The sequence below is a fragment of the Variovorax sp. FG153 genome, assembly GCF_057809595.1.
In genome coordinates, this window is the sequence record NZ_JBMDKG010000006.1 from 58,800 (window position 1) to 71,287 (window position 12,488).

The 12,488-nt window shown below is 59.2% G+C and carries 9 protein-coding genes; 2 read left to right on the plus strand and 7 right to left on the minus strand.

Features of this window, described 5'->3' with window-relative positions:
* The gene (locus ACODT0_RS09400; protein WP_489041117.1) at positions 1 to 3,897 is read left to right on the plus strand and encodes a pilus assembly protein; all 3,897 of its coding nucleotides are present in this window, start codon (positions 1 to 3) and stop codon (positions 3,895 to 3,897) included.
* Between the two features lie 396 nt (positions 3,898 to 4,293).
* On the plus strand, positions 4,294 to 4,650 hold the full coding sequence (locus ACODT0_RS09405) for a hypothetical protein (RefSeq protein ID WP_479671122.1): 357 nt from the start codon (positions 4,294 to 4,296) through the stop codon (positions 4,648 to 4,650).
* A gap of 166 nt (positions 4,651 to 4,816) precedes the next feature.
* Here ACODT0_RS09405 and ACODT0_RS09410 read toward each other — a convergent pair whose 3' ends face one another.
* The 7 genes from ACODT0_RS09410 to ACODT0_RS09440 form a co-directional block, all read right to left on the minus strand.
* On the minus strand, positions 4,817 to 6,343 hold the full coding sequence (locus tag ACODT0_RS09410) for a hypothetical protein (protein WP_489041118.1): 1,527 nt from the start codon (positions 6,341 to 6,343) through the stop codon (positions 4,817 to 4,819).
* Entirely contained in the window at positions 6,340 to 6,825 is a 486-nt protein-coding gene (locus tag ACODT0_RS09415) for a hypothetical protein (RefSeq protein ID WP_479671124.1), read from the minus strand. The genes ACODT0_RS09410 and ACODT0_RS09415 overlap by 4 nt, the downstream gene beginning before the upstream one ends.
* Positions 6,826 to 6,939: 114 nt before the next feature.
* Positions 6,940 to 8,568 carry an NAD(P)/FAD-dependent oxidoreductase gene (locus tag ACODT0_RS09420; RefSeq protein WP_489041119.1) on the minus strand — a complete coding sequence of 543 codons (1,629 nt, stop codon included), beginning with the start codon at positions 8,566 to 8,568 and terminating at the stop codon, positions 6,940 to 6,942.
* Between the two features lie 4 nt (positions 8,569 to 8,572).
* The gene (locus tag ACODT0_RS09425) at positions 8,573 to 9,013 is read right to left on the minus strand and encodes a GtrA family protein (RefSeq protein WP_489041120.1); all 441 of its coding nucleotides are present in this window, start codon (positions 9,011 to 9,013) and stop codon (positions 8,573 to 8,575) included.
* A complete protein-coding gene (locus ACODT0_RS09430) occupies positions 9,003 to 10,808 on the minus strand; it encodes a hypothetical protein (RefSeq protein WP_489041121.1) in 1,806 nt (601 codons plus the stop codon). Before ACODT0_RS09430 ends, ACODT0_RS09425 begins: the two co-directional genes overlap by 11 nt.
* 175 nt (positions 10,809 to 10,983) lie before the next feature.
* Positions 10,984 to 11,442 carry a pilin gene (locus ACODT0_RS09435; RefSeq protein WP_489041122.1) on the minus strand — a complete coding sequence of 153 codons (459 nt, stop codon included), beginning with the start codon at positions 11,440 to 11,442 and terminating at the stop codon, positions 10,984 to 10,986.
* A gap of 221 nt (positions 11,443 to 11,663) precedes the next feature.
* The gene (locus tag ACODT0_RS09440) at positions 11,664 to 12,467 is read right to left on the minus strand and encodes a 3',5'-cyclic-nucleotide phosphodiesterase (protein WP_057593694.1); all 804 of its coding nucleotides are present in this window, start codon (positions 12,465 to 12,467) and stop codon (positions 11,664 to 11,666) included.
* Positions 12,468 to 12,488: the final 21 nt, after the last annotated feature.

Sequence of the window (12,488 nt, forward strand, 5' to 3'; positions counted from 1 at the left end):
ATGCTGATCCATACAGCGCCAAGGACCTGGCGAGCAGGCCTTCGTTTGAACATTGCGATTTCATCTCTTCTCATCCTGCTCGTGGGCCAGTTGGGATTTCCCACCCAGGCATTGGCCGCTCAGACGATCATCCAAGACGAGCCACTGACCACGCGTTCGGAAAACACCGCGCGGCCCAACCTGCTTTTCATTCTCGACGACTCGGGCAGCATGGCATTTGACTACATGCCCGATACGATGAGCAGCAGTAGCAAGTACGGCTTTCGCTCGGCGCAATGCAACGGCGTCGCTTATGACCCCGACACGGTGTATTCACCGCCTGTCACCGCCACCGGCACGAACATGGCGAACTCGTCGTTCGTTTCCGCCTGGTCCGATGGTTTTGCCCAATCGGGGGCGACCAATCTCGACTTCAGCACGTCCACAACCGTTGATTTTTCGACATCGAATATAGCGATGGGAACGGGGAGCAAGACCTTCGCGTTCACGGGTAGCGGCTACTCGAGCACCACATTCACGATCGGCGAGACACTGATTATTACCGCGGGCGGCAGCCGGTCCATGACCGGCACAGTGACTAATTGGAGTGCAACTTCCTGGAATAGCAGCGGCACCAAAACCCTCGTGGTCAACGTGACCTCATCCAATAGCAACGACACTCGAAACAGCTGGACCGCCACGCGCGGAACCGGAAGTTATTACTATAAATCGACGTCCACCCAACCCAAGATGGGTTGGGTTTATACGAGTTCTGGCCCCGTCCAGAACACGTTCTATCTGGAATGCATGAGCGATGTAGGCGGCGCTCCCGGAAGTGGCGTGTTCACGAAAGTGGTCGTTCGAAGCACCTCGGCAGAAGCCGGAAATTACGCCAACTGGTATTCGTATTACCGCACTCGTACGCTGATGATGCGGACATCCGTGGGCAGTGCATTCAAGACTCTTAACGACACGTATCGCGTAGGTTTTTCGACCATCAACAGCAGCACGGACGTCACGACCGGTCCAGGCTTCCACCCCATCGATTTCTTCACGGGAGCGCAGAAGACCAGTATCTATTCCAAACTCTATGGAGCGGCGGCCAGCGGCGGAACGCCATTGCGAGGGGCGCTCTCGAAGGCTGGCAGGTACTTCGCGAAGCGGTTCAGTGGTCAGACAGACCCGGTCCAGTACTCCTGCCAACGCAACTATGCCTTGCTTTCCACAGATGGATATTGGAATTCAGGTGGCGATGGTGTCGAGAACAACACGACCTATGGCGCGCTTGATTTGAATGGCAATATGGTCGGCAATCAGGATGGCCAGGAAAGCAGGCCCATGTTCGACGGTACCGTGACGTCGGAGGTAACGACCAAACAGAAGTACGTCGTTGGCTCTTTAGGGTCGTGTCGCGCCGGGTCCTCCAATCGATATCAGGTCACTTCCCAGACCCAGAAATTTACCAACGGAGATTGGATAGATTCAGGTGGAGCGACTACAAGCTGCCTTCGCGCCAACGACGTGGTTGTAGACGGGAAAACTGCATCCGACCTCAGGAATCAGACCTATTACACACAGCCGACAACCAACACGGTGGTCACCGGTGGATCCTCCAATACGCTGGCTGACGTGGCCGCGTACTACTACAACACCGACCTTCGTACCGAGGCGTTGAATAATTGCAGTTCGGACAGCAGCGGCACTGCGCAGTCCGTGTGCAGCAACGTGCTCAAGCCTGCCGGCCTTGATACCGCGGCGCACCAGCACATGACCACTTACACCATCGGTCTTGGGGTGAGCGGCACGTTGGCCTACGACCCCAATTACCTCAATCAGACGAGTGGCGATTATGTGAACCTCAAGTCCGGTGCTGTCGATTGGCCCGTGCCTACCACCAACATCAGCGGAAATTCGGGCGATGCTCGGAATATCGACGACCTCTGGCATGCAGCCGTGAATGGTCGGGGTCAATATTATTCTGCCTCCAATTCGAAGCAGCTTGGTGAAGCCATCAGTGGAGTGGTCAATGCAATCACACAGCAGACCGGGTCGGCATCTGCCGCGTCGACAAGCGCTCTGGAACTTATTGCGGGTGACAACAATCAGGTCTTCCAGGCAAGCTACACGACCAAGACTTGGACAGGCGACCTGAAAGCGTTCACGCTCAATGGCGACACTGCGGAGATCGGAGCGACCCCACTGTGGTCGGCTCAGACCCAGCTGACGCAGAGCACGGCAGCGTCCGAGCGCAAGATCTACTACAAGCAACCGGCCTCCGCGACTCGACGGGAGTTCAACTGGACGAACCTCAATGCGGACGGGCTGGGCGCCAACTTCAGCGGTCTTTGCGCCAAGAGCCAGAGGGCCACGCAGTGCGACAACCTGTCTGCCGCCGAAAAGACCATCGCGGAAACGGGCAGCAATCTGGTCGGCTATCTGCGCGGCACCCGCACTTACGAGACGGCCAGTTCGGCAAACAGCACGACGCGAGCCCTCTATAGGGCGCGCACGGGCGTACTCGGCGACATCATCAACGGTGCGCCTGTCTACGTGAGCAAGCCCCCCTTCAGCTACACCGACGCCGGGTACGCAGCTTTCGTCACCGCGAAGAGGAGTCGCAAGCCGATGGTGTATGTCGCGGCCAATGACGGGATGCTTCATGCGTTCTCGGCTGCCAGTGCCGACGGCGGTACGGAGATGTGGGCTTACATTCCGAACGCAGTGATGCCAGAGATGTACAGATTGGCTGACGCCGGGTACGAAGCAAGGCATCGTTATTTCGTCGACGGAGCACCAGTTGTCGCCGACATCCAGGTCGGCACGGAGTGGAAGACCATTCTGGTCGGTGGACTCAACAAAGGGGGGCGCAGCTACTACGCGCTGGACGTCACCGATCCCGCGAATCCTCTGCCGCTCTGGGAGTTCACGGATACCAACCTGGGTCTCACGTATGGCAATCCAGTCGTTGCCAAGCGGGGCAACGGCACCTGGGTCGTCGTGTTCGGCTCCGGCTACAACAACGATGTCGACGGAGGTGATGGCAAGGGGCGACTCTTCGTCCTGAATGCCAACACCGGAGAAAAGCTCCTCGGCATTGCCACCACCGTTGGCGCTGTCGATAGTCCCAGTGGATTGGCGAAGATAAACGCATGGGTCGACGACCCCGCCAACAACACATCGAAGCGCTATTACGGCGGAGACCTGCAAGGGAACCTCTGGCGCTTCGATGTGGACGATCTCGTCGAGCCCCGGCACAGCGCACTGCTGCTCGCCACCTTCCAAGTGGATGCCGCCACCCCGCAGGCGATCACGACGCGGCCGGAGACCGTCGAGATCGCGGGCAAACCGGTGATCGTCGTCGGAACGGGCCGGTATCTGAACACCGACGACATCAACAGCACTACGCAAGCGACGCAGACCATCTACGCCGTCAAGGACAATCTCACGTCGACGGGCCTTGGCAACGTGCGCGCGGACAGCAACATGGTTCGCCAGACTTTCACCGTCACTGGAGATTCGGCCAGCATCACGAACAACCCCGTCGACTGGAACTCGAAGAACGGCTGGTGGGTGGATTTTCCGCACTCTGGGGAGCGCGTGGTGACGGACATTGCGCTGCAATTCGGAACGCTGTCCGTTGCGACCGCCATCCCGAGTGGCGACGCTTGTAGTTCGGGCGGCAAATCTTGGCGCTACTACCTCAACGCAGCCAACGGTAACTCGCTCGAAGACCCTGCAGGCCAACTGTGGAGCGATACCGCGCTGATCGTAGGTCAGAGTTGGGTGAAGTTGGAAAACGGCGAAACGAGAATCTTGCGGCAAAGCAGCGACGGCTCGATCAAGATCGAGCGTCCGCCAGGCGGAGGCGGGGCAGCGGGTCTTCCGCACCGCACGTCGTGGCGAGAGTTGGCCGACTGAGGTCGATCGGGAATGAAGGCAAGAGTACGGACGGAGGAACGATATCCCGGCGTTTTCCTCCCTCCTCGTGCGGTTTGGTTCGCCGCAGGGTGCGTCGCGTTCTCGGTTGCGTTGCACGCCCTCTTGCTCTCGATACGCCTGCCTGCCCCCTCTCGATCGTCGGGCCCTGCGAATATGCAGCAGCTACACGCCCGTTTTCAAACGCGGCATGTCGTGCAGAGTAGCGCTCCACCATCCGTAGACAAGGCCGCGCCAGAGCAAGTCAACGCTCAACCCGCATCCGCAGTGTCAGTACGGCCTTTCAAGACACCTGATCGTTCGCTCGGAACGGGTACGCCGGCGGCGAGCGTTTCGTCGCCATCCTCCGAACTGTTGTCCTCCGAAATCGAAACAGACTTGGACAAGAAGGATCTTCCAGTCGGAACTCCCTATCCGCCCGTAGACCCCTTCAGCGAGTACGTGCCTCGCTCCTTGCTGTCGTCGGCGCCAACGCCCAGAGCGCCGATCATCTTGAAAGCACCGGAACAACAACACCCCCCCGATCGACGGGTGGGCGTCTTCTCCCTCTTCATCGACGAATATGGTGAGGTCCGGAGAATGTTGGCCGAGGAGCCACTGTTGCCGCCGGTGTATGAAACGATTGCCCGCGAGGCGTTCATGAATGCCGCCTTCATTCCGGGGGAATTGAGGGGCTCGGCAGTGAAGGCGCGCGTGCGCATCGAAGTGGTTTTCGACAATACCCCGCTGCCGTAGCAGCGGCATTCGGCAAGCGGCTCCCCCGCTACATCGCCATCGCCATCGCCATCGCCATCGCCATCGCCATCGCCATCGCCATCGCCGATTCGATCCTCCGTGGTTCGCAACCGGATGAGTCATCGCAGGCGCCTCCAGCTGCGGTGCGGAAAAGGTGCGATCGGCGCTACTCCTGGGGATCGCGCAGCAGACGGGGTTTTCCCTTCGAGAAGTACTGGGGCAAGAACTCCCAGCCGCATAGTTCGAAGAACTCCTGAGCGCTATAGGTCGTTTTCGTCGCCACCGTACGAATCCATTTTTGCCCCAGTGGGTCATTGGGGCCCAAGGCCAAGTGCGCTCGAGCCCCAGTGCGCACATACAGCGCCTCACTCACCGCCGCAGGTGTGCATAGCACCAGCGCCAGCGCGACGGGAACCACCGTCCGCACGGTAAGCCGCTCCTGCAAAACTGTCTGAATGGAGCGAATGCCCAGAACGAACAAGGGGCCCATCGATGCGCGCATGACCAGATCCGGAGTTTGTCCGTGGAACAGCGGCAGAAGACACAACGTGACGACGGAAATCAGACAACCAAGATCCTGCACGATGCGCTGGCGAAGAATCAACGCGAATACGGAAAGCTCGACCGCCAGGAAAAGAAGCACGTCCGGCACGAGATGAAGCCGGTCCGGGAGGCAGGAGAAACAGGCACCACCGGACGGCAGTTCCGTGGACAAGTAGTCCACCATGCAAAGTGCAATAGCGGCGCCGGCCAGCACCTGGATCGCAGTTTTCCAATGCAGCAACTCATGACGCCGTTCCCAAGCCAGCAACAGCATCAGCGGCAGCAGACCGATCATTCCGTAGGGCGACCACAAGGAAAGTAGGCCATAACCCAACACCGCAGCACCCAAACCACCTTTTCGATCATTGAAAAGTATCAGTCCGGCCACGAGAAAGGTGGCGATGCTTTGATGCGGGACCCAGATCAAGGCCGTCAAGAACGAAGAGAACTCGATCGGCAGCCTGAAAGCATTCGCCGCCCATGCCTCGTAGTGAATGCCGAGCCATGGTGCGACGGGCAGTTTCTGCACCCCCCGGGCGATGTGCTCCGCGAAGGCATCCGCACCGCCAAGAACGAGCAAGAGAATCGCCGCGGCGCCGGATTGCCATTTCGTGGCCCCCACTGCGCACACCGTGCGAAACACGAGCACGAATCCGCCGAAGAGCCACACGCCGAACGCGAACTGCAGATCCACGGTCGGCAGAAGTTTGTGCACGAAAGACGGAACCAGATAGGCACCCAGGTAAAAGCGAAGATGACGTGCAAGACCATCCAGTTCCAGGACAACGGGCCATGAGTCGGTCCCCAGCTCGTTGACAATGGCCCAATGCTTGACCCAGTCCCACACAAAGGGACCGTTGGGAAACCCCGCGAGGAGAATGACGATCGCCGCGGCACACACGGCCGTGGATGCCGCCCATCCGGAACCTGAGCGCTCAGGCCGCTCAGCGAAAACGAGGATGCAGCCTATCCCGAGGAGAATCGCAATGGCAATGCCTACCCACCACGCGAGGAAGCCGAGGGCGAATACGAACGCCGGCAGAGCGAGGTAAGCAATCTCGAGGTGACGCGTGGTCGACCGCTGTTCATAGAGGTGACGAATCTCGATGGCTTCAGAGGTCGACGTCGTCGTTTGCGGATGTGCAGTCACGTTGAAGAGCCACAGGCAAAAACAAGGGCAACCGCGCGAAATGCCGCAGCCATCCACCGTCCTTCGGATGAAGCCACATAGCCTTCGCCGTCTCGTCGCATGGTGCCTGTCGCGAGCTGCTCTTCCAGCCTGCGGTCAACCCCACCACCGTCACTGAAGTAACGCTGAAACATCGAGGAAATCTCGCTCTTCGAGACAACGCCTTGGGCTCCGGCGACGTGTTCGATCATCCTGACGGAATAGGACCGATCCACCGTCGTCGGAATCGTGAAAACGAAAGCGTAAACGAGCAGGAAGGTCACCATCGCGTCTTTCACGTAAGGCGACCGTGGCTTGCGCCTTGACTGGACGACGCACTGGATGCACGCGCCGATGACGGCAACGCACACGCCCTGATAAAAAATGAACCCGCCAGGGATCAGATGACGCCATAGCACCAGCAACACGATGGATGCAAGAAAACCAACGACTATCGATTTCATCCAAGTTTGTACCGGTAGAACGAGACAGACCCGCCTTTGATCTCAAGGCAAGTCCGCCTCTCGACATGACCTGAGCACCCATGCCCTGCGGAACGCGCGGCTGGCTTCGAACGCTCAGGACTGAGCCCCCAAGGCCGGCTCCGCTCCAATCATTCCAGGCTGCGCGGGAGCCGACTGCTCCGACACCGCCTTCTCTTCGTGGTACTCATCGTCCACGTTGATCGCCCACAAGCGACTCTTGTCGACCTCGCCCGTGATGATCTGATGCGCAGCTTCCTTCGCCGTCAGCATCGAGTGATCCTGATTGTTGTACCGATGCATTCCATTGCGACCAACCAGAAACAGGTTGGAAACTGCATCCAGCGCGGACTGGACTTGGTCGAATTGCTCATAGGCTTCTCCGAAATAGCCGGGGTAGGCTTTTGGGACGCGCAGCACCGTCGCGTCGATGGCCGTGGAGGTACTGACCAGCTTGATCTGCTTCATCTCCGACTGCGCGAGCTGCTTGAGCGAATCGTCGCTCAGCGACCATAGGTCGTCGTCTTCCTTGCAGAAGAATTCGAGGCCGAGCCATACCGTCTCGGGATCGCTGACCATGTACGGGCTCCAGTTGTTGAAGACTTGGACTCGCCCCACCTTCACACCCGGCTCTTGGATATAAATCCAGTTGTCACTGAGCGCGACTGGCAGGTCCTCGCGCCGATACAGCAGTCCAACCGTCATAAAGTCGCGGTACTCAAGGCGGCTCGCGATGCTCACGACTTCGGCCGGCCAAGCATCCTGGGATGCCGCAACGAGATCCTTGACCGGCATTGTCGACACGACGTGCGTGCACTCGAGCCGTTGACGTTGCCCATCGTGCGAGATCACGTCGACCGCGCGAACGGTTCCTTCTGAAATCTCGATACGTTGCGCACGGTGCTTCATCAGCAGCACGCCACCGCTGTTCACGAATCGCCTGGCAACCTCTTCCCACATCTGTCCCGGCCCAAGCTTGGGATAGACAAAGGACTCGATGAGCGACGTCTGTTCTGCCTGGCCGTTGTTCATGCCGAGCGCCGACTTGGCCGCGTGCCACAACGCCTTGCTGACGGAGAGGCTCTTGACGCGCTGAGCCCCCCAGGCTGCACTGATTTCGCTGCAAGGCACGCCCCATACCTTTTCGGTGTATTCCTTGAAGAATTGGCGATACAGCTTCTCACCAAATCGATTGATGAAGAAGTCTTGCAATGAGACTTCCTGCTTGATGGGACTCGCCTTGGCCTTGATATAGCTGAGCCCGAAAGTGACGGTCTTCGTCCACCCAAGCTTGCGGAGATTTCCAGCGTTGAGTTTCAAGGGGTAGTCGAAGAAGCGCTCGTTGAAGTAAATGCGCGAAAGACGGTTTCGCACCATCATCGCATTGTCGTGCGCCGAAGGACTTACCTCTGCCATGTTTTCGGGCAGTGCGTCTCTCTGCTGCCCTTGATACCGAAAGCTAAGCAATCCACGTTCCTCTGTTTTTTCCACTGGAAGAATGGATGCCCACCACTGCATGACCCAGTCGGACTTGGAGAAGAAGCGATGGCCTCCAATGTCGATCCTGTTTCCGCGGTATTCGACGGTTTTTGAAATTCCGCCGACCTGGGAGTCAGCCTCAATGACGGACACCCGATGTACTCCCGCACGTTGAAGTTCATAGGCGGCCGTCAATCCAGCGGGACCCGCACCAATCACGACGACATTGATTTCGTTCACGTTCATTCCCTCACCCCCTCGAAAAAAGCACCAGCTTGCGCAGTGCGAAATTGCAGACGAAGCTGCCGCCTGCGGCACCTACTTTCGTCCAGCGATAGTCCAGATGCAGCTGCTGCGTGCCGACGTGCATGATGAGCATCGTCAGGAAAAGTCCGGCGACCCCGAGCATTGCGAATGTGAAGAATTCGACGGCAGGTTGGGCAAGCCGTCGATTGGAAAAAACAAATTTCACGGAGCACAGGTACACCACCCCAAGTCCTGCCATAAACGCCGCCACGGAAGAGTGCAGCACTGGCAATCCGAACCCGGAAACCAAAATCAGAAGCACCATTGCATCCACCGCAAGCCCCACGAGAGACACGGCAAAGTAGCCGATGAACTCGCGCGCGATCGACAGAGCTGATGGTCTTGTCGCGGCTGGAGAAATACCGTAGGTGGAATCAACGTGCATCTAGTACCTTCTGGTCGGTGGTTTTCTTGGTGAGCTGGGCGCAGCTATATAGGTAGTAGCTTTTCATGCTGCTTTCGCCGGCTTGCTCGGATCGCTCACCCGGCGACCACGATGCGAGAACCCAGCCTTCCAACCTGGTGGGCATCACGATGTAGCCGAGCTGAGGATCCGCCTCGCACGTCAATTCGAGTCCCGAGATATCAGGCTCGCACGAGTTCTTGTCGTCTCGCAGCGCGTTCAGGAGGCTGCAGATTTCGCGTTGCACGTCGAAGGCTGAAGTCACGTCACGGCGCCGGTCCAGTTCGATCGCCGTACCGCGATTGAACACGAGACCTGCCGCCTGCACGCCGCTCGCATAGCTGCGCCGATGCATGAGCAGCCACGGTGCCAAGGCATCGCCTTGCCAGTACACTTCGGCGTCAGGCGGCACGATATCCGCGAAAACATGAGGCCCCTGGACGGGCGTGCTTTCAACGATCTTCGTGATTTCCGGACGACGATCCCAGTGCATGGCGGTGCCAGCGGTAAGCGCCACCAGGATCGCGGTCATGGCGATCTGCGAGCGCCGAAAGCACCAGATCAGCCCGATGGCGACCGATCCCAGAAGCAAAGGACCGACTGGTGCCTGCATCAGGTAAGCACTAATCTTGTTGGCAAGACCAATCGTTGACAGACCGCTCAGGTACTCACCCATGCGAATCGACAAGGCGACCGTCTTCCACCAGTTGTAGCCGATCGCCAGCGCCAAGCAGGCCACCGAAAAATGGAGGGTGAACCGAGACACCTGCCAGTTTCTAGCAGCGCCGACGTAGAGAAGGAAAAGGCCGAGGAGCATGGCTAGGCTCCCTGTCGCGATGTCCTGGAACAGGACCGCATAGATCAAGAGTGCTGCCGCCAGGCGCTCGAGTCGAGTGCCGCCCCAAGCGCGCACCAGTTCCGGCGCCAGGAATATCAAGCCAACAAGATGCAGCACCCACTGCACGCGCCAAAGCTGCAGCGAGGTCACAAGCACGTTGGACAGAAGATCGCCTCCCAGCAGGGCCACCGCCAGACACAGGCCTGCCACGACCAGCAGCACCCTGAGCATCAAGGCAAGCCGACCGGCGCGTTGCCTGAGCGAAAGCGCACCCACGAGCACAAGATCTGCGAGCAACGCCATCCAACTGGCGAGCGGCCAACTCGCCATGAAAACGAAGTTGTGCCTGTCAACGAGATCCCGCCATTCGGCGTCGTAGAAGAGGAACGCGCGATTGAAGGGCGAAACATCAAAGTGTCCCATTGCTAGCAACGGAACACCAAGAGCAAGCATCCATAACCAAGTGCGATTTCGCTGGACAGCCAGCGCCCAGCACAAGAAGATCGCTGGCAGCGCCATCAGGGGATGAAGCAGGGCCGCAACGACGCAGGCGACGGCGGCGATGGCCAATTGTCCGCGAGATATGAATGCCAGCCCGAGAATCACCAGGACTTCGGAATAGGTGCGAGCCGTCAGGAAAGGCTCTGCAAAATGAAAAATTGCCGAGCTGCCATAGGTGCCCGCAGTAATTGCCAGGAGGCACCCGGCCAGCACTCTCGAGTTCTCCGGAGCAACACGCCAGATCAGGAAACCGACTGCAGCGATGAAGAGAAATTGCCCGACAAGCACACCCGCAAAAGAAGACCAAGCAACGCCCACAATGGCGACTGCGTGTGCATAGGTTCTGCCAAAAATGCTAAAGGAATCTTGCGAGCCGAACTTGAAGAAAAGATCGCTATTAAATATTGCGGGATCGATGTGCTTCAGGGCTTGGGCCACGTAAAGCATTCCGTCATGGCGAACTCCGCTATAGGGATGCGTCCACGCAAAAAGCAACACCGCCACTGCGGCAATTGCCCATTGAAACCTTCTCCCTGCATGCATGCGCGACTCGCCTACATCGAAGTACAAAAAAGGGCCCGCAAACGGGCCCTGCGTAGAACTTCTACTGCCCTCAACTGTTGCGGCACTCGGTCGGCACGTACTTGAACTTCGCACTGTCCGTGGTGCACTTCCATTGAATCTGAGCGGCCGGCGTCTCTTCTGCCGCCAGTTCATTGCCATTCGAGGTAGGAGTGAGGACCAGCGTGACTTCGCCCGCCGCCTTCGTCGTGGTAACGGAAATTGCGCCCTTCTCACTGATGCTCATCGACGCAACATTCTTCGTGGAGTTCACGGACGTGGAATCGAAGCCGAGCCGAAGGTCCGAAGCCGCATTGGCAGCGTTCTCGCCAACCAGCGTCTTGGCGGCCGATGCGAGCACCATGGCTTCCGACACGCGCGCACGCACGGTGTAGTCCTGATAAGCCGGCAGCGCCACGGCCGCAAGAATGCCAATGATCGCCACAACGATCATCAATTCAATAAGGGTGAAACCCTTCTGCACATTGCGTGCGATGGAACGACGGTTCATTTCACTAACTCCAGGTTGGTTGGGTTGGTTGTCACTCCCGGGAGTCCTCCCCCCGGAGCGGAGAACCTTCCGCAGCATCCGTGCCACCCGGTTTCCCGCCCCGTCAGCGACCTAACGCGTCACCCCAGACCACATTGGTGTTACTGCACGTGACAGAAGATGTATCAAGATGCGACACATGGTGACAAATTTGTCATGCCATCCCCGTCGCGCGACCCGGCTCAGAAAGTCAGGATCCCATCCGCCTTCAGCCAGCGGATGTCCCGCTGCGCCAATCCCCGCACCTTCCGCCCCGCCAAGGTTTCGATCTGGCTCATGATCTCCTCGGTCTCGGCCGGCTTGGTGTGCGTGATGTAGATCGGATAGTCCTTGCCCGGATCGATGTGGGCCAGCTCGTCGGCCAGCATGGTCGGCGACAGATGCAGGCTGCGTTCCGCCAGCGCCTGCTCCCGGTTGCTGAAGGCCGTCTCGATCACGAGCATCGCGACCTCGAGGGCATTGACCCGGTCCCAGAACGGCGCGTTGCGCTCGGTATCGCCGCTGAAGACCCAATGCGCTCCCCCATCGGCGCGGCTCACGGCGAAGCCGCAGGCGGGCACGGTGTGCACGGCCGGCAGCACCTCGATGCGCTTGGGCGTGGCGCTGCCGAGCAGCAGCGTCTGGCCGACGGCGATGTCGTGGAAGGTGACGAAGGGGGTCTCGGGACTCGGGATGCTCTCGAAGTCGGGCCAGATGATGTTGTTGAAGACGTGGGCGCGCAGCGCCTCAATGGTGGCGCGCAGCGCATGCACGCGCAGCGGCCGGGTGCGGCGGCCGCCGACGGCGTCGAGCATCAGGGGCAGGGCGGCGATGTGATCGAGGTGGCAGTGCGTGAGCACCATGTCGTCGACGCCGGCCATTTCGTCGAGGGTGAGGTCGCCGACGCCGGTGCCGGCATCGACGAGCAGGTCGGTGTCGACCAGGAAAGAGGTGGTGCGGCAGTCTTTGGCGATAGCGCCCGAGCAACCCAGCACACGAACCTGCATTGTGAGAGACCCCTTGTCTGT